The 23,567-nt window shown below is 66.7% G+C and carries 27 protein-coding genes; 12 read left to right on the top strand and 15 right to left on the bottom strand.

Annotated elements, in window-relative coordinates:
* Positions 1–34 precede the first annotated feature (34 nt).
* The gene (locus ABIB25_RS14650) at positions 35–844 is read right to left on the bottom strand and encodes a trypsin-like serine peptidase (protein WP_354529199.1); all 810 of its coding nucleotides are present in this window, start codon (positions 842–844) and stop codon (positions 35–37) included.
* A gap of 91 nt (positions 845–935) precedes the next feature.
* On the opposite strand from ABIB25_RS14650, the gene ABIB25_RS14655 reads away from it, so the two are divergent.
* A complete protein-coding gene (locus ABIB25_RS14655; protein WP_354529200.1) occupies positions 936–1,760 on the top strand; it encodes a TMEM175 family protein in 825 nt (274 codons plus the stop codon).
* Between the two features lie 31 nt (positions 1,761–1,791).
* On the opposite strand, the gene ABIB25_RS14660 is transcribed toward ABIB25_RS14655, so the two are convergent.
* Genes ABIB25_RS14660 through ABIB25_RS14670 form a run of 3 tightly spaced genes read right to left on the bottom strand, consistent with a single transcriptional unit; the run spans position 1,792 to position 3,577 of the window.
* A complete protein-coding gene (locus ABIB25_RS14660; protein ID WP_354529201.1) occupies positions 1,792–2,235 on the bottom strand; it encodes a DUF3817 domain-containing protein in 444 nt (147 codons plus the stop codon).
* A 19-nt stretch (positions 2,236–2,254) separates the two neighbouring features.
* Complete coding sequence (locus ABIB25_RS14665) at positions 2,255–3,175, bottom strand: aldo/keto reductase (protein WP_354529248.1); 921 nt, start codon at positions 3,173–3,175, stop codon at positions 2,255–2,257.
* 36 nt (positions 3,176–3,211) lie between these two features.
* The gene (locus ABIB25_RS14670; protein ID WP_354529202.1) at positions 3,212–3,577 is read right to left on the bottom strand and encodes a putative quinol monooxygenase; all 366 of its coding nucleotides are present in this window, start codon (positions 3,575–3,577) and stop codon (positions 3,212–3,214) included.
* Here ABIB25_RS14670 and ABIB25_RS14675 point away from each other — a divergent pair.
* From ABIB25_RS14675 to ABIB25_RS14705, 7 genes are all read left to right on the top strand, one after another.
* Entirely contained in the window at positions 3,576–4,289 is a 714-nt protein-coding gene (locus ABIB25_RS14675) for a VOC family protein (RefSeq protein WP_354529203.1), read from the top strand. The genes ABIB25_RS14670 and ABIB25_RS14675 overlap by 2 nt on opposite strands.
* A gap of 313 nt (positions 4,290–4,602) precedes the next feature.
* Complete coding sequence (locus ABIB25_RS14680) at positions 4,603–4,764, top strand: pyruvate ferredoxin oxidoreductase (protein WP_354529204.1); 162 nt, start codon at positions 4,603–4,605, stop codon at positions 4,762–4,764.
* A 137-nt stretch (positions 4,765–4,901) separates the two neighbouring features.
* Positions 4,902–5,309: a YciI family protein gene (locus tag ABIB25_RS14685; protein ID WP_354529205.1), complete on the top strand. Its 408-nt coding sequence runs from the start codon at positions 4,902–4,904 to the stop codon at positions 5,307–5,309.
* A 108-nt stretch (positions 5,310–5,417) separates the two neighbouring features.
* On the top strand, positions 5,418–6,710 hold the full coding sequence (locus ABIB25_RS14690) for an RNA polymerase sigma factor (RefSeq protein WP_354529206.1): 1,293 nt from the start codon (positions 5,418–5,420) through the stop codon (positions 6,708–6,710).
* 190 nt (positions 6,711–6,900) lie between these two features.
* Positions 6,901–7,557, top strand: a complete 657-nt coding sequence (locus tag ABIB25_RS14695) for a class I SAM-dependent methyltransferase (RefSeq protein WP_354529207.1) — start codon at positions 6,901–6,903, stop codon at positions 7,555–7,557.
* A 267-nt stretch (positions 7,558–7,824) separates the two neighbouring features.
* A complete protein-coding gene (locus ABIB25_RS14700) occupies positions 7,825–8,682 on the top strand; it encodes a glycosyltransferase family 2 protein (RefSeq protein ID WP_354529208.1) in 858 nt (285 codons plus the stop codon).
* A 45-nt stretch (positions 8,683–8,727) separates the two neighbouring features.
* On the top strand, positions 8,728–8,994 hold the full coding sequence (locus ABIB25_RS14705) for a hypothetical protein (protein WP_354529209.1): 267 nt from the start codon (positions 8,728–8,730) through the stop codon (positions 8,992–8,994).
* A gap of 21 nt (positions 8,995–9,015) precedes the next feature.
* Here the strand turns inward: ABIB25_RS14705 and ABIB25_RS14710 are convergent, their stop codons facing one another.
* A complete protein-coding gene (locus ABIB25_RS14710; RefSeq protein WP_354529210.1) occupies positions 9,016–9,849 on the bottom strand; it encodes an AraC family transcriptional regulator in 834 nt (277 codons plus the stop codon).
* A 94-nt stretch (positions 9,850–9,943) separates the two neighbouring features.
* Between ABIB25_RS14710 and ABIB25_RS14715 the strand changes: the two genes are divergently transcribed.
* Positions 9,944–10,759: a phytanoyl-CoA dioxygenase family protein gene (locus tag ABIB25_RS14715; protein WP_354529211.1), complete on the top strand. Its 816-nt coding sequence runs from the start codon at positions 9,944–9,946 to the stop codon at positions 10,757–10,759.
* Between the two features lie 71 nt (positions 10,760–10,830).
* Here ABIB25_RS14715 and ABIB25_RS14720 read toward each other — a convergent pair whose 3' ends face one another.
* The 10 genes from ABIB25_RS14720 to ABIB25_RS14765 form a co-directional block, all read right to left on the bottom strand.
* The gene (locus tag ABIB25_RS14720; RefSeq protein WP_354529212.1) at positions 10,831–11,691 is read right to left on the bottom strand and encodes a carbohydrate ABC transporter permease; all 861 of its coding nucleotides are present in this window, start codon (positions 11,689–11,691) and stop codon (positions 10,831–10,833) included.
* Positions 11,688–12,599, bottom strand: a complete 912-nt coding sequence (locus tag ABIB25_RS14725) for a carbohydrate ABC transporter permease (protein ID WP_354529213.1) — start codon at positions 12,597–12,599, stop codon at positions 11,688–11,690. The genes ABIB25_RS14720 and ABIB25_RS14725 overlap by 4 nt, the downstream gene beginning before the upstream one ends.
* Positions 12,600–12,616: 17 nt before the next feature.
* Positions 12,617–13,888 carry an extracellular solute-binding protein gene (locus ABIB25_RS14730; RefSeq protein WP_354529214.1) on the bottom strand — a complete coding sequence of 424 codons (1,272 nt, stop codon included), beginning with the start codon at positions 13,886–13,888 and terminating at the stop codon, positions 12,617–12,619.
* A 70-nt stretch (positions 13,889–13,958) separates the two neighbouring features.
* The gene (locus ABIB25_RS14735) at positions 13,959–15,320 is read right to left on the bottom strand and encodes an FAD-dependent oxidoreductase (protein WP_354529215.1); all 1,362 of its coding nucleotides are present in this window, start codon (positions 15,318–15,320) and stop codon (positions 13,959–13,961) included.
* On the bottom strand, positions 15,317–16,291 hold the full coding sequence (locus ABIB25_RS14740) for a phosphotriesterase family protein (protein WP_354529216.1): 975 nt from the start codon (positions 16,289–16,291) through the stop codon (positions 15,317–15,319). The genes ABIB25_RS14735 and ABIB25_RS14740 overlap by 4 nt, the downstream gene beginning before the upstream one ends.
* Complete coding sequence (locus tag ABIB25_RS14745) at positions 16,288–16,983, bottom strand: SDR family NAD(P)-dependent oxidoreductase (protein ID WP_354529217.1); 696 nt, start codon at positions 16,981–16,983, stop codon at positions 16,288–16,290. Before ABIB25_RS14745 ends, ABIB25_RS14740 begins: the two co-directional genes overlap by 4 nt.
* The gene (locus tag ABIB25_RS14750) at positions 16,980–17,753 is read right to left on the bottom strand and encodes a sugar isomerase domain-containing protein (RefSeq protein WP_354529218.1); all 774 of its coding nucleotides are present in this window, start codon (positions 17,751–17,753) and stop codon (positions 16,980–16,982) included. The genes ABIB25_RS14745 and ABIB25_RS14750 overlap by 4 nt, the downstream gene beginning before the upstream one ends.
* The gene (locus ABIB25_RS14755; RefSeq protein ID WP_354529219.1) at positions 17,750–18,721 is read right to left on the bottom strand and encodes an ROK family protein; all 972 of its coding nucleotides are present in this window, start codon (positions 18,719–18,721) and stop codon (positions 17,750–17,752) included. The genes ABIB25_RS14750 and ABIB25_RS14755 overlap by 4 nt, the downstream gene beginning before the upstream one ends.
* A complete protein-coding gene (locus tag ABIB25_RS14760; RefSeq protein ID WP_354529220.1) occupies positions 18,721–19,845 on the bottom strand; it encodes a Gfo/Idh/MocA family protein in 1,125 nt (374 codons plus the stop codon). Before ABIB25_RS14760 ends, ABIB25_RS14755 begins: the two co-directional genes overlap by 1 nt.
* On the bottom strand, positions 19,842–20,990 hold the full coding sequence (locus tag ABIB25_RS14765; RefSeq protein ID WP_354529221.1) for a Gfo/Idh/MocA family protein: 1,149 nt from the start codon (positions 20,988–20,990) through the stop codon (positions 19,842–19,844). The genes ABIB25_RS14760 and ABIB25_RS14765 overlap by 4 nt, the downstream gene beginning before the upstream one ends.
* Positions 20,991–21,128: 138 nt before the next feature.
* Here ABIB25_RS14765 and ABIB25_RS14770 point away from each other — a divergent pair, with 138 nt between their 5' ends.
* The 3 genes from ABIB25_RS14770 to ABIB25_RS14780 all read left to right on the top strand — a co-directional run bounded on the left by ABIB25_RS14770 (position 21,129) and on the right by ABIB25_RS14780 (position 23,539).
* Positions 21,129–22,145 (top strand): sugar-binding transcriptional regulator, encoded by a 1,017-nt coding sequence (locus tag ABIB25_RS14770; protein ID WP_354529222.1) that lies wholly within the window; start codon positions 21,129–21,131, stop codon positions 22,143–22,145.
* Positions 22,138–22,773, top strand: a complete 636-nt coding sequence (locus ABIB25_RS14775; protein ID WP_354529223.1) for a bifunctional 4-hydroxy-2-oxoglutarate aldolase/2-dehydro-3-deoxy-phosphogluconate aldolase — start codon at positions 22,138–22,140, stop codon at positions 22,771–22,773. The genes ABIB25_RS14770 and ABIB25_RS14775 overlap by 8 nt, the downstream gene beginning before the upstream one ends.
* Positions 22,774–22,879: 106 nt before the next feature.
* Positions 22,880–23,539 carry a sigma-70 family RNA polymerase sigma factor gene (locus ABIB25_RS14780; RefSeq protein WP_354529224.1) on the top strand — a complete coding sequence of 220 codons (660 nt, stop codon included), beginning with the start codon at positions 22,880–22,882 and terminating at the stop codon, positions 23,537–23,539.
* The last annotated feature ends 28 nt before the right edge of the window (positions 23,540–23,567 follow it).

Consider the following 23,567-nt stretch of genomic DNA (forward strand, 5'->3'; position numbering starts at 1 on the left):
CCCGTCGAGCCGGCCACCACCGCCGGCTGCGCAGTCAGCAACCGTCGCTTCCGGGGCGCCGCACGACGTCGGGGCTCCGGTTCCAGATCGCACGAAGCCAGAGCCCGATGACCGTTTCCCGGAACGCCGAGCTGTACGACGTGTATTCGACGCAGCCTCCCTGGTGCAGTCCCCCGATCACGCCCGCGACGGCGTTCAAACCGGGCCTGCTGGTGGGGACCAGCATCGGCGAGCCGCTGGTCCCGCCGACGTAACCGTGGCAATCGAACGCCGAGTAGCCAAGATACACATAGCTTTTCGTTCTGCAACTGATCGGCGCGTCGTTGATACCGGCCGCGTAGGCGGGCACGGTGATGGTGGTGCCGCTCCGCGGCGCAAGACTGAGCAGGTTGCCGCCGGTCACGGACTGCAGCGAGACGAGATGGCCGCCGCGGACCTGCGGGGCAATCCTTAGCACAGCAAAATCGTCCTGTGAATTCGCGGTCGCCGTCCATGACGAATCGACGAATGCATTGCTGACGGTCCATACCCCGTAGGGCGTGGCGCCGTTGAGATAGCCCGGCGCGAAGAGGACTCCGGCGCCGGTGCCGGAGATGCAGTGAGCTGCCGTCAGGATCAGGTTGCCGGCCGGGCTGCTCACCACCGTTGCGGTGCACCGATGCGCAGCCGTCGGACCTCCGAAGAACAATGGGCCGACGGTGGGAATGCTGCCGACGTGCCCGGCGACCGGGATGGCTGCCGGGGAAGCTGCTCCCGCCTGCGGAGCACCGGCCAGCACGACGGAGAGGGCAATTGCCAGAGCCAGCGCCCACGGCTTCGGTCTGCGCGAGCGAGGTGACGTCATCCCGCCAGCATCTCATCACCGGTAGTTACTGCGGAGAAGGACATCGTCACACCGCGGCAGGGACCCCCGCCCAGCGACGTAGGGTCGGCCCGTGGACGGAATCGTAGGACCGGACCGGCCCGACAATCCCGACGGTCAACTCAGGGCCGCCGAGAACGACCGGTCCGTCGGACGCATCTTCAGCTTGACCGACGCCGTTTTTGCGATTGCCATGACGTTGCTGGCCTTGGATCTGAAGGTGCCGGACGTCGGCGAGCAACCCACCGATTCGGCCCTCCGGCATGCCCTGGGGGCGCAGAGTTCGACCTACGTCGCCTTCCTGCTGAGCTTCTACGTGATCGCCACCTACTGGCGGCGCCATCACCGACTCATGCGGACCGTCCGGGCGTCGGACCGCGCACTCCTCCGCCGGACGATCCTGCTGTTGCTCGCGATCAGCGCGATGCCGTTCACTTCGGAGCTGCTCGGCAACTATTCGACCGCCATCGCAGTCACCGTCTACGCGCTGGTCAATGCGCTCGCCCTGGCCGCTCTTCTGCTCATCGACTACGAATTGGCTGCTCGCGGGCTCTCCACCGATGGCAAGGCCAGTGGCACTGCGCACGAGATGTGGTGCGATTTCGTGGCTTTCCTCCTCGCCGTCCCGGCGGCCTACCTCATTCCCGGGCACGGGTTGATCGCGCTGATCGGGCTGCTCGTCATCAGCGGTGCGGCCGGACGAATCATTGGCAGGCGACTCGCGAAACGACCCGCGGCGGCCGGGCCTGCACCTGCCGAGCCCATGGCAAGCCAGCCAACACCGGCGGTCAACCTGTTGCCTCACCAGGAGACCACTACCGCCGCGGGGCGAAATCGCAGCCGCCGCTTCGGATCTGGATCCGTTGGTATCGATCGACCTCGCCGGCACCGGAGCTGACCGGGCGTCAGGCCTCGTCAGGAGTGACCACTCAGTTGCCGGGACCGGCCACCAAGGCGACGACGGTCAGGGCGGCAACTGCGGCGAGGCCGACGAACAGACCCCGGACCGGGCGGCCGATCAGCCATCCGGCCACGCGTTCCGGCCAGGAGGCAGCCGGTTCGGTGCGCAGCCGCCAGATCGTGCCGAGTGCACCCTGCCGCTCCGCGCGTCGGTCGAACCAAAGGGTGAGGAACGGCGGGATCGACGAGAACAGGCCCAGCACCCCGCGTCCCACCGTCCACCGCTGATCGACCCACACCAGCACGGTCGTCGTGCAGTAGGCGAGAAACACCACGCCGTGCAGCATCCCGAAGACGGTGACTCCGAGGTCGGTCGTCTTCGTCACGTACTTCAGGAACATCCCGACGAGGAGCAGCCCCCAGGTGATGGCCTCGGCGACGGCGACACGTCGGAACAGCTGCAACGGGTTCATACGCCCAAGGTATCGGCCGTCAGGGCAGGATGTTGCCGGCAGCGAGGTAGATCTCGTACCACTCCTCGCGCGTGATGTGGACATCGCCGGCCGCCGCGCACTGGGTGAGTCGATCCAGGTTCATCGTGCCCGTCACCGGCTGCATCTTCGCTGGGTGTCGCAGCAGCCAGGCGATCGCCATGGTGGTCGACGAGACGTCGTATCGTGCCGAGATCTCGTCGAGCACGCGGTTGAGTTCGGGGAACTTCTCGTTGCCGAGGAAGACGCCCTCGAAGAACCCGTACTGAAATGGCGACCACGGCTGGATGGTGATGTCGTGGAGCCGGCAGTAGTCCAGGATGCTGCCGTCGCGGTCGACCGAGCTGTCCCCCAGCATGTTCACGTTGACCCCGGCGGTGATCATCGTCGTGTTGGTGATGCTGAGCTGGAGTTGGTTGGCCACCAACGGTTGTCGGACCCAGCGTCGGAGAAGTTCGATCTGCATGGGGTTCTGGTTGGAGACGCCGAAATGCTTGACCTTGCCGGTGTTCTCGAGCTCGTCGAACGCCTCGGCCACCTCCTCCGGCTCCACCAGCGCATCCGGCCGGTGCAGCAGCAGGGCGTCGAGGTGATCGGTGCGCAACCGGCTCAGGATGCCGTCGACCGACTCGAGGATGTGCTTCTTCGAGAAGTCGAACGCGACTCCCGGCCGGATACCGACCTTGGACTGCAGGATGATCGTGTCGCGCACGGCCGACGTCATGCCGATGGCGTCGGCGAAGATCTCCTCGCACCGGCCGTCGCCATAGACATCGGCGTGGTCGAAGAACGTCGCACCGATCTCCACCGCACCCTTGACGAACTTCTCCGCCATGTCGGCGTCCAGCGTATTGATGCGCATGCAGCCCACCGCCACGACGGGCACCTCGAGCTTGCTCGACCCCAATGTCATTGTTCTGATGCCTACCAGCTAACCAGGCCTGGGACGTCGCGAGTATCAGGCGTCGGTGTAGGCGGTCAGCACCGTCAGCACCGGAGCGCCGGTGAGGATCGAACCCAGGTTGCTCGCCCCGTCCCCGGCCCGCCAGGCGCGGTAGGCCGCGTCCGCCTCGGCCGAGGCCCAGATCTCGTGGACCACGATGTGCGCCGGGTCGGCGTTGTCGACCAGGACCTCGACACCCTCGCAGCCGGCGAACGCCCTGGTGTCGGCGAGGATCTCCCGGAGCAACTGGTGCGCACCCGGCAGCGATTCGGGCTTGAGACGCAGTTCGAGAAGCGCGATGACTGGCATGGCTGCACCATATCGGTCGGCGTAGGGGCCCGAGATGCCGCTGTCGGTGGTCGGATGCAGGATGAGGTCCATGACTCGGACCGGACGCTTGGAACTGGCCGCCTTCGACGCCCAGGACACCGAGACCCTCGCGAAGTTCTACGTCGACCTCACCGGTTGGGAGGTGGTGCGCAACGACGGTGGTTGGATCAACATCAAGACCGGGGACGGTCAGGAGATCGGGCTGCAGCCGTCGGGCGATCACGTCCCGCCGCAGTGGCCGGGGCAGGAGCACCCTCAGCAGTTCCACCTCGACCTGCTGATCGACGGCTTCCAGGCGGCGGCCGACCGGGCCGTCACCCTCGGGGCCACCCGCCTGGCCGAGGGTCCGACCTGGATCACCCTGGCTGATCCGGCCGGCCACCCGTTCGACATCTGCCAGCGTGAGGGGGTCGGACCGGTGATGGGTCTCTATGCCGTGACGATCGACGCGCCCGACGCCGCAGCCCTGGCCCACTTCTACGCCGACCTGCTCGACATGGAGGTCACTTATGAAGGTGCCGAAGGCGGACTCGTCTCCGGGGAGGGCAAGAATCTGATGTTCCAGCAGATCAGCGGCTACCACCGACCGCAATGGCCCGATCCGGCCCACCAACAGCAGGCGCACCTCGACATCCTGGCGGACGACCTGGATGCAGTCGAGGCGCGGGCGGTCGAACTGGGCGCGACAGTGCTCAAGGGCGGCGGTCAGCAGTTCCGCACGCTCGCGGATCCGGCCGGGCACCCCTTCGATCTGACCGTCTGACGACCTGACCGTCTGACGATGCGATTGTGGTGATATCGCCACATCGGTGCGCCGACAATCGATGTGGCTGTTCGACAACATGAACACCCACGAGGGAGCCGTGCGGACATCACCACATCGAGGGGAGGCCGAGGACATGGTGCAGGACTCGCCGATTCGCAGCGCCGCGGCCCTGGGTCGTGCACTGCGCTCGGCTCGAGGCGGTTCGCGCGGGCGAGATCACCGAAGTTCAGGCACTCGCCCAGCACGAACGTCTCACCGAACTGAAGATGCGGTTGCTGGGGACCGGACCTCGCGACGGACCGCCTGGAAGTTGGCCCGTGAGCACGGCGTCGACATCTACGACGCGGAGTACCTGGCCGTCACCAAACTCCAGGCCGATGCGCTCATCACGGTCGACCCCGACCTGGCGGCGAAGGCGCGGACCCTGGTTCCGCCGGCCCCACTGGAGGTACTCACCGAAGATCTGGACTGACCGGCAGAACTGAGCCTCGAGACAGTTCAGAAGTTCTTTTGCGAACGGTGTCGACCCGGCCGCCGGCCGTTCGACGCATGGTTGAACGTCCACGTTGAACACGGTTGACACCAGTCACCTCGAGCAAGGAGCACATCATGCGTTTCCTCGGATATACCCTCGGCGACGACTCCACCCCCTCCGCCCCGCCGACCCCGGAGATAATGGCCCAGATGGGCCAGTTCGTCGAGGGGATGACGGCGTCGGGCCACCTCATCGCCACCGGCGCCTTCGCCCCGATCGCCATGGGCACCGTCAAGGTCAGCCTCACCGGCGGCGAGTTCACCGTCACCGACGGACCTTTCACCGAGGCCAAGGAACTGATCGGTGGTTGGGCCCTCACCGAGTTCGACACCGTCGCGGAGGCCATCGAGAACACGAAGAAGTTCCTGACCATCGCCGGCGGCGGCGAATCCACCATCCGCCGGATCTTCGGGCCGGAGGACTTCCCGCCCGGATTCGATCCGACCGCCTTGGCCGCCAACGCGGCCGCCGACGGCCGGTAGCACGTCCGGCTCCGGTGGTGCCGCCCTGCCCGGCAGCACCACCGGAGCGCTTCCGCCGGCTCGACGAGCCCTTGCGTAGCCTCGCCGGCCGGTGATCTCATCACAGTTGTGACGGCGACACCCTCTGACGGACCGGCCCCGCACGGCGATCCTGCACGGGCAGTCGAAACGGTCTTCCGGGCCGAATATCCGCGCCTGGTGGCAACTCTGAGCCGGATGACCGGCGACATCGGACTGGCCGAAGAGCTCGCCCAGGACGCTCTGGTCGCCGCGGTCGAGCAGTGGCCCACCTCCGGAATCCCCGACAACCGAGGCGCCTGGCTGGTCGCGATCGGCAAGCGGCGCGCCGTCGATCTGTTCCGGCGCAACCAGAATCTGCATCGCAAGTACGCGGCAATCGGCCGCGACCTCGGGCAGGAAGAAGGGGCTGTGAGCGAAGATTTCGACACGGCCCTCGACAACGATCTCGGGGACAACCTGCTGCGGTTGATGTTCACCGCCTGCCACCCGGTGCTGGCGGTCGCGGCCAAGGTGGCCCTCACCCTCCGACTGCTCGGTGGCCTGACCACCGACGAGATCGCCCGGGCATTCCTGGTGCCAGAGGCCACCATTGCCCAACGAATCGTCCGGGCGAAGAAGGCGCTCACCAAGGCGAAAGTGCCGTTCGAGGTCCCACACGGACAGGACTTCCTCGATCGCCTTCCCGCTGTCCTGCAGGTGATCTACCTGGTCTACAACGAAGGCTATTCGGCGACCGCGCACGACGACTGGATGCGGCCCTCGCTGTGCGAGGACGCGCTGCGGCTCGGTCGCACCGTCGCCGGCCTCCTCCCGCGGGAGGCGGAAGTGCTGGGCCTGGTCGCGCTGATGGAGATCCAGTCATCCCGCGCGGAAGCCAGACTGGGCCCCAAGGGCGAACCCGTGCTGCTGCTCGACCAGGACCGTCAGCGCTGGGATACCGGGGCCATCGAACGAGGTCTCGACGCCCTCGAACGGGCCGAGACCCTCACCAGCACCAGGGGTCCCTACGTCCTCCAGGCTGCGATCACCGGATGTCACGCCCGCGCCAGGGCAGCGCAGGATACCGACTGGTACCGGATCGCAGAACTGTATGCGGAGCTGGCCGGGGTGGTTCCGTCGCCCGTCGTCGAGTTGAACCGGGCCGTTGCTCTCGGCATGGCCTACGGCCCGAACGCCGGGCTCGAACTGATTGATCATCTGGTGGATGTGCCTGCCCTGCAGGGCTATCACCTGTTGCCGAGCGTCCGCGGCGACCTGTTGTTCAAGCTCGGACGGTTCGACGAGGCGCGAGTCGAGTTCGAGCGAGCGGCGTCGCTCACGCGCAATGCCCGGGAACGGGAACTGTCACTGGAGCGCGCCCGGGCCTGCATTCTCACCTGACGGCGGCTCACCGGACGGAGCGCCAGGGTCAGCCGCCCGGCACCTTCTGCGCCACGGGGACCACGATCTTCCGGGCGGCTGTCGTCGCAGGCGTCGTCGCCGACCCCGGCTCACCGCCACGGGCACCCTGGTCGAGTAGGCCGCCATCCTCTTCGCAACCTGTGAGGATCTCGCCACTACCGTTGCTCTCATGGACGGTGAGAGTTGGCTGGTCGAGGCCAGAGAGTCGTACGACACCGTGGCCGCCAGCTACACCGACCTCGTGCGGTCGGCCGTCGCCGACCAACCGCTGGTACGCGCATCGTTGGCCTTCTTCGTCGGACTCGTCCGAGGCAGCATCGGGCCGGTCGTCGACATGGGCTGCGGCCCTGGACACTTCACCGCCCACCTGCAGGACCAGGGACTCGACGCCTTCGGTATCGACCTGTCGCCGGCGATGATCACCATTGCGCGGCGAGAGCATCCCGGTCTCCGTTTCGAGGTCGGGTCCATGACGGATCCGGATCTCCCCGACTCCAGTGTCGCCGGGGTGCTTGCGTTCTACTCGGTCATCCATGTCCCGGACGAGGCGATCCCCGGTGTGCTCCGACATTTTCACCGGATTCTTCGGCCGGATGGTGTTGCGCTGCTGGGCTTTCACGTCGGCGACGAGCACCGCATCAAGACGGAGGGGTACGGCGGCCACCGGATGAACCTGCCGCTGGATCTGCGACCGATGGACCGGATGACGGGCTGGCTCCGAGACGCGGGATTCGGCATCGAGGCGCAGATCCTCCTCGAACCGGACGCCAAGGTGCCCGGCGGCATCGTGGTCGCCAGGCGGTCGGGCATCAGCGCCGAGAGCTGATACGACCTGTGGGGTCTCAACCAGCGCAACGAGACCACCCAGCTCGGCATCCGCCTCATCATCGCAACCGTCCCTACCCTCAGTCACGCGGCGCCCTGAAATCGTCACTTCGGTGGCAGCTATTCGTCGTCAGCACCCGAACGGATGGGCGAGACATGACAGAAAGTGCACCTTCTAACATCCTCGGCGTAAACCCTGTCGTCAATCGGGTGATCCCGATAGCTTGGGCTGGTCCACCACCGCCTTCGAGAATCCCGGGAGAAAATGATGCGTGTTGCGCCGACTCGACCGACCCAGCCCACCGTCAGCATCGTCGTTCCCGCCCGGAACGAGGCTCGTAACCTCGAGGTTGTGCTCCCGGGACTACCTGACGGCGTGGAGGTCATCGTCGTGGACGGCCACTCCCAGGACGACACGGAACAGGTGGTGAACGTCGTCCGACCGGACGCCGCCTTCGTCCAGCAGACCCGACGGGGCAAGGGCAACGCCCTGGCCGTCGGTTTCGCCCGGGCGACCGGCGACATCATCGTCATGTTCGACGCCGATGGTTCCGCCGACCCGGCCGAGATCGATCGGTTCGTGACCGCACTGAAGAACGGCGCGGATTTCGCCAAAGGTAGCCGGGTACTCGCCGGCGGCGGGAGTGCGGACATCACCTTGCTGCGTGACACGGGCAATCGCGCCCTGACCTGGTTGACGAACCGGGGTTTCCGTACCCGCTACACCGACCTGTGCTACGGCTACAACGCCTTCTGGGCCGACGTCCTGCCGCATCTGGACCTGCCGCCGACCCATCCGACGTCGGACACGATGGTCTGGGGTGACGGCTTCGAGATCGAGACCCTGATCAACTGCCGGGTCGCCGTCGCCGACCTTCGCGTCGCTGAGGTGCCCAGTGTGGAGCTGTTGCGCCTCTTCGGAGCCAGCAACCTGCACGCGGTGCGCGACGGACTTCGGGTCCTCAAGACCATCGCGACGGAGTGGCGAAGGGCCCGCAGCATCAGCCGTGTCGGCCGAGCCGACCGTGCGAACGCCCACCCGCGGCCGGTCGCCGAGCCGACCTCGGCCCAGCGGCCTTTGTCGCGCGATGACGGGGGCCGGGAGTCCTACCGCGCTTCGGCGTGAACATCCCGTCCCCACACCCATCAAATCTCCTGCGAAAGCTGATCGATGAATCGACGACAAATCCTCCTGGCCACCCGGATCGTGGAGGGCCACACCGACGAACTGATACCAGCGGTTCACCAGGCCGACCTCGTCCACCTGAGCAAGTTGCTGCTGCACGCGCAGCATCTGCGGTGGCGTCGTTCGTCCGTGGTTCGCGAGATCGCCCGAGTGGAAGCGCATGTCATCAACCACCTGCGCGACGAGGGCCAGGAACGGCCGATGGCCAGACGCCGACAGCGTGGGCTGTTCGGGAAACGACGTCAGGCCTGAGCGTCCCGTCACCGGCTTCCGCTACGTCAACTCGAACCCGGCCCGGTAGTCCCGGGGCGTCATGTTCTTCACGTCGCGGAAGCGGCGGTTGAAGTTCGACAGATTCGAAAAACCGCAGTCGGTCGCGACGGTGGAAATGTTCAGGTCGGTGTCGCGCAGCAACCGGCACGCGGCGTTGACCCTGACCACGTTGAGATAGATGGTCACGTTGCTGCCGGTGCTCCGGGCGAAGACCCGGCTCGCCGAGCTGGGGGCCAGGTGGGCGGCGCCGGCGATCTGGGCCAGCGTGAGCCGGGACGCGAATTCACGATGCATCAACGCCACCATGGATTCGATCCGGCCGGCGGTGGCCTTGTTCAGGGCCGGCGACTCGTGCTCGCCGGCCAGCAGCGGGGCCTCGTGGTGCGACAGTTCCAGCAGCAGCCCGAGCAGCTCCACCGTCTTCTCCGCCGGCGGGAGCTGCTCCAGCCGCCGCAGCGGTGCGTCGGCCCAGGTAAACGACACTCCGCGCGACGCGCGGTCGAGCAACGAGGACACACCGTCGAAGACCGGCGCATCGAAGAACCCGCGCCCGAGGAAGTCCCGCTTGAACTGGATGACCACGGCCTCGTGCTCGGTGTCGCCCGGCGTTGACACGTAGGTGTGCGGGACCTCGGGGCCGATCAACGTCAGGTTCCCCGGGGAGTAGTCCCCGACCGAATCACCGATCAGGCGCGTGCCCGAACCCTGCCGGATGTAGGTCAGCTCGAACTCGCGGTGGAAGTGCCAGACCGATTCGAATTCCGGCACGGCGAAGGAGGTGATCTTCCAGGTCAGCGGGTAGGTCGGGACGATGTGCTCGAAGGCAGCCAGCACGGCGTCGACCTTTTCTCGAATGAGGGCAAAATAGTATCAGAACGTGCTTCCAGCGGCATTGTGGCGGCCCACCCCCCCACGCCATCCTTGAGTCATGACCAGCACCCTAGAAAACATGCGGACGAGGTACCACATCTCTCCGGAAACCGTCCAGAAGTTCAACGACGAGGGCTTCGTCAAGCTCTCCGATGTGTTGGAACCCGACGATCTCCGTCTCTACGAGGCCGAGATCACCGCCAAGGTGAAGGAGCTGAACACCCAGCACCTCCCGATGGAAGAGCGCGACACCTACAACAAGGCGTTCCTCCAGATCGCCAACCTGTGGGAGCACAGCGACATCGTCAAGGAGTTCGTCTTCTCCGAGCGGTTGGCGGCCATCGCCACCGACCTGATGCAGGTCCGCGGCGTCCGGCTCTACCACGACCAGGCGCTGTACAAGGAGTCCGGCGGCGGCATCACGCCGTGGCATGCGGACCAGTACTACTGGCCGGTGTCCAGCGACAAGACCGTCACCGTCTGGGTTCCGCTCCAGGAGACCCCGCTGGAGATGGGCCCGCTCGCCTTCGCCAAGGGTAGCCAGAAGTTCGAATTCGGCCGCGATCTGCCGATCAGCGACGAGTCGGAGGCCTCCTTGGAGAAGGAACTGGCCGAGCACGACTTCCCGCTGGTGCAGGCGCCCTACCACCTCGGCGACGTCAGCTTCCACACCGGCTGGACGTTCCATCGGGCCGGCGCCAACAACTCCGGCGCACCGCGGGCCGTCATGACGGTCATCTACATGGATGCCGACATCACGCTGACCGAGCCGGTCAACCAGTACCACTTGAACGAGATCGACAACTGGATGCCCGGCACCAAGCCCGGCGAGGTGCCGGCCAGCCTGCGCAACCCGGTGCTCTACCAGCGCTGAGATCCACCACCCACCCTTCTGACCGACGACAGTGGCCCGGAACACCGAGAGGTGCTCCGGGCCACTGCGTCTCAGCCCTTGAGCCCGCCGGTCACCGTCTGCACGAACTGCTTCTGGAAGATCGCGAACACGATGATGATCGGGATGGCGGTCAGCACGGAGCCGGCCATGATCCCGCCGTAGTCGGTGGTGTACTGGCCGACCAGGCTCTGCAGACCCACGGTGGCGGTGAAGGAACCGGGCTCGTTCATCAGCGACGACGCGATGACGTACTCCTGCCACGTCGTCACGATGACGAAGATGCCGGCCGACGTCAGCGCCGGTGCCAGCAGCGGCAGCACCACCCGGCGGAAGGTGCCGAAATTGCTGCAGCCGTCGATGGCCGCGGCTTCGTCGAGCTCGCGCGGGATGTCGTCGATGAAGCCCTTGAGCAGCAGCAGGCATACGGCGGTGTTGAGGCCGGCGTAGGCGATGCCGAGACCGATGATGTTGTTGAACAGGTTGAGGTCTGCCCAGAGCTTGTACAACGGAACGACCATGGAGACGGCCGGCACCACCTGGACGACGAGCACCAGCCAGAACAACGCGTTGCTCCCACGAAAGGTGAAGCGGGAAAAGGCATAGGCCGCGGAGGCACTGACGCCGACGCTGAGGATCGCGGCCACGCCGCAGGCGATCACGCTGTTCAGCAGGTTCGACGGGAAGCTGCCCTCGAGCACCCGGATGTAGTTGGCCAGGCTCATGTTGCTGAAGTCGAACGAGCTACCCGTCAGGACGTTGGTCTGCCGTAACGAGGCCAACAGCACCCAGACGAACGGCACCATCACGATCAGGAAGACGATGGACAGCACCACATTCGGGATCGCCCCGGCCAACCGGTGGCGTGATACGGCGACCGGCGCGATGGTGGGGGCTTCGGGAGCGGTGATCATCGTCTTGACCTCTTCCGTTGGGCGATGAGGCGAATGATGACCGGCACCAACACGATCAGCAGGATGATCACCGAGAGCGCCGACGCCTTGGCGATGTCGAACTCGGAGAACGCCGTGTTGTAGAGCCACACCGGCAAGGTCAGCGTCGCATTGGACGGGCCACCACCGGTCATCAGGTAGATGCCGTCGAAATAGTTGGACGTGGCGATCACACCGAGCACCAGGCTGGTGATGACGATCGCCTTCATCTGGGGCAGGACCACACCCTTGAGGGTCTGGAACGAGTTCGCCCCATCGATCTTCGCCGCCTCCCGCGTTTCCACCGGCACCGATTGCAGACCGGCGAGCAGCAACAGGAAGTAGAACGGGAAGCCCTTCCAGGCCGCCGCCAGGATGACGGCCGGGAGCGCCGTGTTCTGGTTGGCGAGCCACGCCTGGTCGGAGTGGATGCCGACCAGCGACAGCAGGGAGTTGACCAGCCCGTCCTCGTTGTAGAACACCACCCAGATGTTGGCCACCACGACGCCGGGCAGCACCCACGGGATGATCAGCACGGGCCTGATCCGTCGCACGAACCAACTGCTGCGGTCGGCGGCCAGTGCCGCCACCGCACCGAGCAGGAACTGCAGCGCTGTGACGCCGACCGTCCAGTAGATGGTCAGCAGCACCGAGTGGTAGAACAGCGGATCCGACAGCATGGACTTGTACTGAGCCAGGCCGACGTATTGATCAGTGCCGCCTGCCGCTGTCGTGAAGCTGGCATTGATGTTCTCGATGATCGGATAGCCGACCACGAACAGCAGGAGGGCGAAGGCCGGGATCAGCCAGACGTAGGGTCCTGCGTTCCGCCGGCGCGACGCCGGTCGGCGCGGGGAGATCCCCGCGCCGACCGCTTTGATCGATGTCACAGTGCTTCTCCGCGAATCTATTTCGTGAGAGTCGCGTCGAAGGCCGTCTGGGCCTGTGCCAATGCGGCTTTGGTGGACTGGGTTCCCTGGATGACGCTCTGCATCGTCGACATCAGCAGGTTGGCCTGAGCAACGAGGTTGGCGTTGAGCGGGATCGGGTTGTTGGCGTTCTCGTTCAGGATCTTCCAGTAGATGTCGTACTGCGGCGCCTTCAGCGCGGTGGCGGCGTCACGACCGGACTTCGTCGCCGGCATCAGACCGGTGAACTGCACGATGTTCTTCGGTGCGTACATGTCGTTCACGAAAGTCTTGAGCACGTCGAACTTGTCGGACTTGACGTAGGTCGGCACACCCAACACCCAGCCACCCGTGCTGGAGTAGGTGGTCTTGTCCTTCGGCATGGTCTGGCCGAGCTCGAAGTCGGTGGCCGATGCCTTGTCCTTGCTGGGGATGTCCCAGAAGCCGTCGAACTGCATGCCCACGGTGCCGGCGCCGAAGCCCTCGACACAGGTGGAGGAGGCGGTGGCGACCAGGTTCGACTTGTCACCGGTGGCGGCCATCGACTTGAAAAAGTTGAAGCCGGCTTCGGCCTCGGGCGTGTCCAGCGTTGCCTTGGTCTGCTCCTTGTTCATGAACGCGCCGCCGGACTGGATGACGAACGGGCCGGCGTTGGAGTTGACGGTGTACCACTTGTCGCCGCCGACATAGCAGAAGCCCTGGTACTTGTCGCCCAGCGCACGGACCTTCTGCGCCGCCGACAGCAGATCGGCGTAGGACGTGGTCTCGCCGAACGGCGCCACCCCGGCCTTGGCCAACAGCTTCTTGTTGTACTGCATCACCCGCGTGCCGGTGTCGATCGGGAGCGAGAGCTGCTTGCCGTCGAAAGCGGCTGCCTGGTAGAGGTTCGGGTAGAAGTTGGCGGTGGCCAGCTCTCCGGTGTCGCCGACGATGGGCACGATCGGCTGCAGGTACCCCTTCGAGGCGAAGGACGGGAAGGTGGTCCCGTTGATCTGGGCGATGTCCGGGCCCTGCCCGGCCCTGAAGGCCTGGCCGAGCGCGTTGTCGTACTGGGCGAACGGGATCTGCCGCAGCGTCACGGTGTAGCCCGGGTGAGACGTGTTGAAGGCGGCGATGTACGCCGCCACCCGTCCGGAATCGTCGCTCGGGATCCACACGCTCAGTTCTTTGGACGGAGCCGCGGAGCCGGAACTGCTGGACGAGCAGCTCGCGACGGTCAGCACCATCGCAGCCGCCATGGCGGCCACGCCGATCTTTCGGATGTTTCGCATTGTTCTCTTCCTTGAGGGCGAAGTGCGGGGTCTGATCGGGGCACGGCGGAAGTGCCGTACCCCGGTGCTGCTAGCGGAGCGACAGGACAAGCGACGGGTTCTCGAGAATGACGCCGTCGGCGAGCAATTGGTGCTGCAGGGCAGGAACATCCACGTCCCGGAGCGCCAGGTCTCCGGGAAGTGCCTGCGCAACAGCGGTACCGGCTGCCTGTCCCATCGCAAGGCACTGGGCGATGGAGCGACAGCTGGCATGGGCCTCGTGGGTGGCCGAGAGGCATCGGCCGGCCACGATCACGTTGGACAGCGCACGCGGGAGGAGGACCCGATACGGGATGTCGTAGGTCCCGGAATCGGGAATGTACTTCCAGACCGTGTCGGTGCCACCGGTGTGATCCTCGATCGGTGCGCCGCAGGACGCGATCGAGTCGTCGAAACGCCGTGCCGACAGCACGTCGTCGGCGGTCAGCTGGTACTCGCCGTGGATCCGGCGGCTCTCCCGGACGCCGATGTGCATGCCGACGCCGACCAGCTCGGCCGCCTCGTAGCCGGGAATCTTCTCGCGCAGGAAGCGCACGTACTCCCCGACCTGCCGCCGGCCCTCCATCTCGGCGCGGGACAGCGCCTGGACATCGGTGGGGTCGATGTTCTCCACCCGAGTCATGTTGGCCAGCGAAACGCCATCCACCGGGGTGCGGTGGATGCTGCCCTCCTGCCGCGGGAGGTCGTAGGCGCCAGAGGCTGCGCCCTCTGCCATCCGCGCGAAGAGCTCCTCCTTCGGGAAGGAACGCGACCGCTCGGTGTCGACGTTCGCCAGCCGGAAGGTGGTGGTCAGCGCCTGCACCTGCTCACCGGTCTCCGCGCCGTCGAACCCCGCCCCGCCGAACGCACAGACGTCGGCGTCGCCGGAGGAGTCGACGACGTACCGGGCGCTCACCCGGGAGAGGCCGTTCTTGTTGGCCACCAGGACACCGGTGATCTGGTCGGGCCGGTCGCCCTTGATCACGTCGATGACCACCGAGTGGAACAGCACCGGGACTTTCGCCGCCGTCACCAACCCGTCCCAGACGGTCAGCAGCACCTCCGGGTTGTAGGTGACACCGCCACCCGCGCCATAGGTGTTCGGCCGGATGAACGCAGCCCCGACGGAGGTGAGTGCGTCCACCACCTCGTCACCGATACCGCCGACCACCTTGCGGTTCTCGCCCGGTGTGTAGAAGCCGTAGAACGTGTCGAGCACGGCCGTGCCGATCCCGCCGAGGCGGCCGGACTTCTCCAGCAGCAGGACGTCGGCACCACCACGCGCGGCTGCGATCGCCGCTGTGCACCCGGCCGACCCACCGCCGACGACCAGCACGTCCACCGAGGCGATCTCGGGAATGGAGAACAGGGCGCCGCCGAGGGTGCCGGCCAGCGGGAAATGGTGGCGATTCATGCGGGAACTCCTTCGAGACGCAGGTAGGCGGCCGGGGTGTCGACGAGCAGGGCATCCACCCCGGCGACGCCGATCCGTCTGACCAGCCGGGGCACGAAGTCGCGGCCCAGCACATCCATGCCGGGGCCGCCGCCGTAGGCGCGCAACGTGTTCCGCCGGCCGACGTCGGTCCCCAGCATCAGCTTCCCGGCGAAGCCACGCTCGACCATCTCGGCCACCAGATCGAGCAGGGCGCTCTCGGGGCGGTACTTGATGCGGCCGACGGTGTCGTAGACCAGAAAAGCGCCACGCTGCATCAGTTCCTCGTGGGCGTCCGGATCGGGGTTGCGATCGAGGTGGGCCAACATCACCCGGGAGGCCGGCAGGCCACCGGACTCGACGACGTCCAGGATCTGGTGACCGCTGGTGCCGACCTCGGTGTGTACGGCGAGCGGAACACCGGTGAGAACCGCTGCCTCGACGCAGATCTCGAGGCGCTCCCGCTCGGTGCGGCTGATCAACTGGTAGGACGCACCGGCTTTGATCACACCGGCCCTGGCCGAACTGGTGTCGCGGAACGGGACGCTCCAGTCGGAGGCGTCCATGCCCTCCTCGATGTCCGAGACCACGGCGCGGAGCAGTTGATCGGCGGTCGCCTGGTAGATCCAGTGATCAGCGCGGTAGTGGGCGTCGCGGTGGTACCCGGTCGCCGCCACGATGTGCAGCCCGGTGTCCTGGGCGACCTTCGCCAGCTCGGCCGGACGGCGGCCGAGACCGATGGTGGTGAGATCGACCAGGGCGTCGATCCCGGAATCGCGGACCGTCTCCAGCTCCTGGATCGCCTTGCCCAGGTCCTGGAAGTCCTCGCCGGCCAGCAGCGGGGACGACAGGAAGACGTGCTCGTGGGCATCCGTGCGGCCCAGCTGCGATACGTCGAGATCGCCGGTGACGGTGCGGATCAGGGCTGTAGCCGTGGTGGCGGGCGTACTCATCGCAGCGTCCATCCGCCATCGGCGGGGATCTCGGCACCGCTGAGGTCGCCGGCCTCGTCGGACAGCACCCAGCACACCACCTTCGCCACCGATTCGGCCCGCTGCGCTCCGTGGCTGACCCGTTGCAGTGACTGCAGTCTCGGCCCGAGCTCAGGTGATTCGACGGCGCGTCGGGCCATCGGGGTGTCGACCACGCCCGGAGACACCAGATTGACCCGGACACCGTCGGCCGCACCGACGTACGCCGAGGACCGGACCAGCGGCAGCAGGGCCGCCTTGGCGCTGGCATAGGCCACCGTCAGGAACTCGTCGTCGAGGGTCTTCGCGAGGGCCGAGCCGACGACTGCGACCGAGCCTCCGCCACTGGCCGCGAGGGCCGGGACGGCCGCACGCAGCAGCCGGAATACCGACTCGTGGTTGACCCGGTGCACTTCCCGCCAGGCCTCGTCGGTGCAGACGCCGATCGGTCCGTCGCCAAGGCGCCGACCGCTCATCCCGATGGCGTGGACCACTCCATCGAACGTTCCGAGCTCGGCAGTGGCGAATTCGATCGCACGCTCTGCACCACCGGGCTCGGTGATGTCGATGGTGTCGCGGTCGACGCCGACGTTCGGGATGCCACGGGCGGTCAGCTCGCGCATGACGGCCGCGCCGATCCCGCCAGTGGCTCCTGCCACCAGCACGCCGTTCACCTCCGTCTCCGAACGCGCAGGACCGCGGCCGACCGCTCGGCCTGGTCGAGATAGGCATCCTCGAAGAGAGCGTGCGAACGCTCCGCCCCGACGACGGCCGCACTGGTGAGCACCGACGGCAGTTGTCCACGGCCGGCGAGGATCTGCGCGGTCGAGACCTTCAGCATGTTGACGATCGCGGTGGCCGCGAGCGTGCTGCCCGGTCCGACCGGTGTCTCGACACCTTTGAGCGTGCAGAGGGAGTCACCGACCGGTGTGCACAGGTCGATGACAAGATCGCTGACGTCGGAGAGCTTCTGGCCCGAGCTGTGCCGCGGGGTGCTGGCGCCGTACTCCGACATCGAGGTCACGCCGACCACCGGGAGACCGGCCTTCCGCGCGATCATCGCCAGCTCGATGGCGACCGCGTTCTGGCCGCTCGCGCTGAACAGGATCATGCTCTGCGGCGGCGCCAGTTCGAAGTTGGCCAGGATCGCGTCGGCGAGCCCCTCGACCTTCTCCAGGAACATGGCCTGGCGCTGCCCGTTGTTGCCCACCACCTGGGTGTGGAAGGTGGTGGACAGCTCGACCAGCGGGTAGAAGCCGGGGAACGACCCGTAGCGAGGGAACAGTTCTTCCACCGCGATCCGGGAATGGCCGGTACCGGAGGCGAACATCACCGACCCGACACCGATCGAATCGGCGGCGATCTTCGCGGCCTGCTCGATGTTCTCGCCCTGGGTCTGCTCGATCCGGTCCAGGATCTCCCGAGCGCTGCTGAGCCAATTCATGTCAGTACACCAGTTCCTTGACTAAGCGGGAATGTGATCGAGCGGGAATGTGACGAGCCGGAATGTGACGAGCGGGCGGCGAGGGCGGCGCCGAGGGCGCCGGCCCGGGAACCGAGCGAGGAGGCGAGCACCTCCACCTCGCCGAGAAGCAGCCGACGATCGGCCAACCGGTCACGGCACCGCTGCCGGTAGCCGTCGAGTTCGTCGGCCACCGCCCCACCGACGACGACGGTGCGGGCCCCGGTGTAGGCGCAGACGGAGGAGATTCCGACGGCGAAGGCGTCGTAGGCCTGCTCCAGCACCCGTTCCGCCACCGGGTTGTGCTCGGCCTCCCGCGCCAGCAACGGCAGCGCGTCCGGGCCGTCGACCACCGTGACACCGCGTAGTTGCGCCCGGGCCAGGACGTAGGCGCCGCCGGCGTAGGCCTCGACGCAGCCGGCGCTGCCGCAACCGCACCGCTCACCGTCGATCACCGCTGTGAGATGACCTACCTCGCCGAAGTTGTCGCGGCCGGAGCTGACGACCTTGCCACCGACCACCACCGCGCCACCGATGCCGGTGCCGATGGTGGCGAACAGGACGTCGCTGCGGCCGTGCGCGGCTCCAAGTTCCAGTTCTGCGACGGCGAAAGCTCTGGCGTCGTTGAGCAGGACCGGTGTGCTATCGATCCGGTTGGCCAGGTAGGCGCGCACCGCGAACCCGGACCACTCGCCGGATACGTTGGGCAACAACGTGATCGTGTCGCGCTCCGGACTGAGGTGCCCGGGGACGGCGATGCCGACGCCTTCCACCGGGCCGCCTCCGGCCATGCGTTCCTGGCAGAGCGCCGCGATCGCCTCGGTCACCGCGAGATGCCCGGTGGTCGGCGTGCGGACCTTCCCGGAGGCGATGCTCCGGCCGTCATCGGAGAGGAGCTCCCACTTGATGTAGGTGCCACCGAGGTCGATGCCGAGCCAGGACCCGGACATCAACGGTCGGCGGAGTTCACGGTGCGCGGGTCGACGCTGCTGCGAAGCCGGTCCGACTGCAATGCGGCGTAGCAGAGCTGCAGTCCCGCAAGGGCCGTGCCGGCCTCGTTGGACGGCACCGTGCCTTCCTCCAGCGATCGCAGGAGGACGCCCATGCTGCCGTGCATGCCGTTCGCGAACCACGAGCCCTGCAGGTCGACGGTCTCGGTGCCGCGGTCGGTGAAGAGGTTGACCGAGCTGCTACCCAGGTATTCGTCGCTGCTGTTGTAGAGCACGCCCTTCGTCCCCTCGACGCGGTAGCCGGCCCACTCCTGCAGGTGACTGCTGCCCCGGAAGGTCACCGACGCCTGGGCATCCGGAAACTCGATGAGGGCATAGGCGTTGGTCGGCACGGAGATCACCGAGTTGGAGACCGACTTCGTCCGCGCCGTCACCTCGGTCGCCTCCTTGCCGGAGAACACCTGGGCGACCATGTCGAACCAATGGATGCCGTAGTCGAAGAGGATCAGTTCCTGCATCGTCGAGAAGATCGCGTTGTCGGCGACGACCTCGTCGTGCGGCCAGTACACCCAGAAATCGGCCGACAGCACGTCGCCGATCAGTCCGGACCTGATGGCGGACAACAGATAGGCGAAATGTGGTGTCCAGCGGCCGTTCTGGTTGACGGCGAGGGTCCGGTCGTTGGCCTTGGCGTACTCCACCAGGCTGCGGCCCTCGGAGATCTCCCGGACGAAGGGCTTCTGGCTCAGGACGTTCTTGCCGTGGTCGAGGGCGGCGCGCACGAGATCCGGGCGCACGTCGACGTGGGTGGCGATGTCGACGACGTCGATGTCGTCCCGCGCGAGCATCTCGAGGTGGTCGGTGTAGACATCGGCCGCCGGGAAGAACTCCTGCTGCCGCTCGACAGCCCGGTCGCGGACGATGTCGCACAGGGCGACCACCGAGTATCCGGCCTCCTTGTAGGCCGCCAGGTGCCAGGCGGAGATGCCGCCACAACCGATGACGGCGATCCGAGCGGACTTCACTGCCGGGTCGACCGGCAGGTACTGGACGCCGGCCGCCGTCAGGTCGGGGGCTGCCCGGTCGGGGGAGACCTCTGCGGGGGCTGCCAGGTCGGAGGTCATGCGATCTTCCCTTCGGCGAAAGCGTTGCGGTCTGCGGTGCCGGTACTGCCCAGGGGGGTGGCGCTGCCCAGGAGTTCGGTGATGCGACCGGACGACACGGCAAGGACGGCGGTGTCGACGATCTGCTGCCCCTTGCGGGAGACCTCCTTGCTGGACGGGCCGCTGGGTTGCGATCCGGTGTCCAGGCAGTGCAGGACGTGCGCAAGGGCCCCGGTCTGGTCCGGCCGGGCCTCGTCGACCGGAACGGCGACGGGCTCCGGATGGGCGGTCGTCTGCACGTGCACGGCGGGCGCGAAGTCGCGGCTGGTGATGGTGCCCTCGGTGCCGACCACCACGAACCCACAGGCCGGCGCCGGCTGGATCGTCCAGGGGTCGGAGAACGTGCCCCACTTGGTCTGGAACGTCGAGAGGCCGGAGGGGTAGGACGCGGTGACGACCGACTGCTCGTCCACCCGCAGGCCCACCGGACCCCAGGTCTGGGCCGTGATCCTGTCGGGCATCTCGCCATCGCGGAACCAGCTGGCCAGCGTCGAGCCGTAGCCGAGATAGTCCAGCAGCGATCCGCCACCGAACTCCGGCGAGTACCACCAGGACGCCGACTTCTTCTCCAGGCTGGCCTTGCCGAGATCCTTCTTGCCGTGCTCGTGTTCCAGCGGGCCGCGGTTGCCGTCGTAGTAGTGCACCTCGATGACGTCGCCGATCATGCCCTCCGCGATCAACCGCTGCGTGGTGAAGTGGGCCGGGTACCAGGCCAGCGGCCAGTTGACGGCCAGCAGGGTGTCGTTGCTGTCGGCGGCGTTGATCATGCGATCGGCGTCCTCGAGCGTCAGCGCGAATGGCTTCTCCAGGATGACGTGGATACCCCGTGGTGCAAGAAGTTCCACCAATTCGGTGTGTTCCCCGGTGGTGGAGCAAACGATTGCAATCTGCGGGTCCGCCTGGTCGATCAGGTGGTTCAGATCTTCGTAGCGTACATCGGTCGGTACATTCAGGTCATCGGAGACGGCGTCGCGACGGGCCGTCTCCGTGTCCCACACACCGACGAGTTGTGCGGCGGGCTGACCCATGATTTGTTTGATCTGATCACCGGCGTGCATGTGAGCGAATCCGATCACGGCGACGCGGTACGCGGCTTTCTCAGCCATGTGACTCCTTTGTCCGAACCTGATGCTTCGTCTGTGAGGGCAATCTGTCGGCGAACTGGTCTGCCGGCCGACTCCTGTTGCTTCTCTGCTCGTTTGAGCGTTAGTATTGCGCTCATCTGATAGAGGGAGTGTTGCACGATGCCTTTGGACCAGTCAACCCCCGAGCCACCCATCGACTTCGACGAGGAACTTGCTGCGACCGTCAGCCGGTTGTTCTGGCTCGAGGACCGGTCGAAGACCGAGATCGCCGATGAGTTCGGGCTTTCGCGGTTCAAGGTCGCGAGAATCCTGGACGACGCCCGGCGGTACGGGATCGCCCGGATCGAGATCGTCGAACCCACCGAGCGCATCGGGCGGCTGGCCGGGCAGGTGCGGGAGGCCTACGGCCTGACGGATGTGCGGCTGTCCGTCCGACCGATCACCACCTCCGGCGGACTCGCCGAACTCGGCGCGGTCGCCGCGTCGTTCCTGTCGGAGCGGATCCGGCCCGGAATGGTGCTGGGGCTGGGTTGGGGCAGCACCATGGCCGAGGTCGTCGCCCACCTGGCACCCGGCGGACCGGCGGACGTGGTGCAGCTGGCCGGCGGGTTCGCCAGCTCGGACGACGACTTCAACGGCAACCAGCTCGTCATGGCGGCCAGCGCCGTCCTCGGCGGCAACCCGTATCTGCTGCATGCGCCGGCGCTGGTGTCCTCGGTCGAGGCCCGCACCGTCCTACGTGCCGACGAGACGATCGCGAGAACCGTTGCCAAGTATCAGGAACTGGCGGCCATCGTCACCGGAATCGGCGTGTGGAAGGCGCACTCGAGCTCCGCGCTGTATCGCGGGAACGTATTGAGCGCCTCGGTCCATGCCGAGCTGCGCAAGTGGGATGTGGTCGGCGACACCTGTTGTCATTTCATCGACGCCCACGGTACGGTGATCGCCGCCCTGGAGGGACGCGTCACCGGTATCTCGGTGACCGAGATCCGCAGTACGCCAGTGCGTGTCGCAGTCGCCGGTGGCGCGGACAAGCTGGCGCCGATCCGGGCTGCGCTGGCCAGCGGCCTGCCCAACGTCCTCATCACCGACCTGAGCACCGCCCGCGCGTTGCTGGCCACCGGGATCGACAGAGACGGACGGAAAGACAGAGACGGAGGGTTGAACCATGGTTGAGGTCCTGCAGTCGGTGCTGACCAGGCTGGAGACGGCACGGATCGTTCCGGTGGTGGTGATCGACGATGCCGGCATGGCCGCCGACGTGGCGGACGCTCTGGTAGCCGGCGGAATCCATTGCGCTGAAATCACCTTGCGGACGAGTGCCGGCCTGGCTTCGATGGCCGCCATCTCCGGCCGGGACGATTTCACCCTCGGAGCGGGCACGGTCCTGACACCGGAACAGGTGGACGCCTGCGCCGACGCCGGCGCCGAGTTCATCGTCAGTCCGGGCTTCGACGAGTCGGTCGTCCGACGGGCGCAGGAACGCGGAATCGTGGCGCTACCGGGCATCGCGACAGCGACCGAACTGCAGTGGGCGCTACGGGCCGGTCTCGACGCGGTGAAGTTCTTCCCCGCCGATCGTCTGGGTGGCCTGGCCGGCATCTCCGCTCTGGCCGCCCCGTTCCCCGCGGTCCGGTTCCTGCCCAGCGGCGGAGTGGGGGTCGGCAACGTCGTCGACTACCTCGCGCACCCATCGGTCTTCGCCGTCGGCGGCAGTTGGATGGTCCCCCGCGCCGCCATCGCCGACCGTGACTTCGCGCTGATTGCGAGGCTGAGCGCGGAGGCCGCAACTCTCGTGCGCTGAGGAAGCTCACGGATTGCAATTAGTCGTGATCAAAGCGTGATGTTTTCTAGAGTGACGCTTCGGCAGACCGGCCGTCTTCCCTACAACGGGCTCAAGCAGACGGGCCTTGCAGATCACTTCGCGGCGCCTCCCGGCTCCGAGGAAGCAGGCCGATATCACCTGCCTCGATGTACTCATCGCACCTCTGACGACACGCGCCTCGTCGACCCGTCCGACGACGGTTCGTGACCACGACCTGGACCTGGTCGCCGTCGGTCACGGCGACCGTCAGGCCTTCCACCGCCTCCATCGCGCCTTCGCGGCAAAGGTATTCGGATTGGCACGCACGACGATCCGCGACCAGACGATGGCCGAGGACGTCACCCAGGACGTGTTCCTCGAACTGTGGCGCAAGGCGTCCCGGTTCGACCCGGCCAAGGGATCGGCCAACTCCTGGATCATGACATTGACCAGATCGCGGGCCATCGACCGCATCCGCATGGCCGAGGGCACCCGCGTCCGGGATACGACCTGGTCGCGGCGTGAGGTCACCCGCGACTTCGACAGCGTGACCGAGACCGTTCTGGCCTCGGCCGATCACCACCAGGTCGGAGCGGCCCTGTCCACGTTGTCCGCTCTGCAGCAGCAGGCCATCGTGATGACCTACTTCCGGGGGCTGAGCTGCACCGAGGTGGCCACGATGCTCCGCATCCCGACCAGCACCGTCAAGACCCGATGCCGCGACGGTCTGATCAAGCTGCGCCTGCAGCTGGCCGAGGCGGCGTAGTTCCCGGCCCGCCGGCGAGCGCGGCCAC

The organism is Nakamurella sp. UYEF19 (assembly GCF_040546275.1).
Lineage (GTDB): Bacteria > Actinomycetota > Actinomycetes > Mycobacteriales > Nakamurellaceae > Nakamurella.

Bases quoted from the DNA above. Each gene is read 5' to 3' on its own strand.
- ABIB25_RS14730 (WP_354529214.1), bottom strand. From the start codon at position 13,888: ATGCGAAACATCCGAAAGATCGGCGTGGCCGCCATGGCGGCTGCGATG.
- ABIB25_RS14720 (WP_354529212.1), bottom strand. From the start codon at position 11,691: ATGATCACCGCTCCCGAAGCCCCCACCATCGCGCCGGTCGCCGTATCA.
- ABIB25_RS14670 (WP_354529202.1), bottom strand. From the start codon at position 3,577: ATGGACCTCATCCTGCATCCGACCACCGACAGCGGCATCTCGGGCCCC.
- ABIB25_RS14765 (WP_354529221.1), bottom strand. From the start codon at position 20,990: ATGGCTGAGAAAGCCGCGTACCGCGTCGCCGTGATCGGATTCGCTCAC.
- ABIB25_RS14770 (WP_354529222.1), top strand. From the start codon at position 21,129: ATGCCTTTGGACCAGTCAACCCCCGAGCCACCCATCGACTTCGACGAG.
- ABIB25_RS14735 (WP_354529215.1), bottom strand. From the start codon at position 15,320: ATGAATCGCCACCATTTCCCGCTGGCCGGCACCCTCGGCGGCGCCCTG.
- ABIB25_RS14705 (WP_354529209.1), top strand. From the start codon at position 8,728: ATGAATCGACGACAAATCCTCCTGGCCACCCGGATCGTGGAGGGCCAC.
- ABIB25_RS14660 (WP_354529201.1), bottom strand. From the start codon at position 2,235: ATGAACCCGTTGCAGCTGTTCCGACGTGTCGCCGTCGCCGAGGCCATC.
- ABIB25_RS14755 (WP_354529219.1), bottom strand. From the start codon at position 18,721: ATGTCCGGGTCCTGGCTCGGCATCGACCTCGGTGGCACCTACATCAAG.
- ABIB25_RS14675 (WP_354529203.1), top strand. From the start codon at position 3,576: ATGACTCGGACCGGACGCTTGGAACTGGCCGCCTTCGACGCCCAGGAC.
- ABIB25_RS14740 (WP_354529216.1), bottom strand. From the start codon at position 16,291: ATGAGTACGCCCGCCACCACGGCTACAGCCCTGATCCGCACCGTCACC.
- ABIB25_RS14715 (WP_354529211.1), top strand. From the start codon at position 9,944: ATGACCAGCACCCTAGAAAACATGCGGACGAGGTACCACATCTCTCCG.
- ABIB25_RS14760 (WP_354529220.1), bottom strand. From the start codon at position 19,845: ATGACCTCCGACCTGGCAGCCCCCGCAGAGGTCTCCCCCGACCGGGCA.
- ABIB25_RS14775 (WP_354529223.1), top strand. From the start codon at position 22,138: ATGGTTGAGGTCCTGCAGTCGGTGCTGACCAGGCTGGAGACGGCACGG.
- ABIB25_RS14700 (WP_354529208.1), top strand. From the start codon at position 7,825: ATGCGTGTTGCGCCGACTCGACCGACCCAGCCCACCGTCAGCATCGTC.
- ABIB25_RS14685 (WP_354529205.1), top strand. From the start codon at position 4,902: ATGCGTTTCCTCGGATATACCCTCGGCGACGACTCCACCCCCTCCGCC.
- ABIB25_RS14695 (WP_354529207.1), top strand. From the start codon at position 6,901: ATGGACGGTGAGAGTTGGCTGGTCGAGGCCAGAGAGTCGTACGACACC.
- ABIB25_RS14750 (WP_354529218.1), bottom strand. From the start codon at position 17,753: ATGAATTGGCTCAGCAGCGCTCGGGAGATCCTGGACCGGATCGAGCAG.
- ABIB25_RS14650 (WP_354529199.1), bottom strand. From the start codon at position 844: ATGACGTCACCTCGCTCGCGCAGACCGAAGCCGTGGGCGCTGGCTCTG.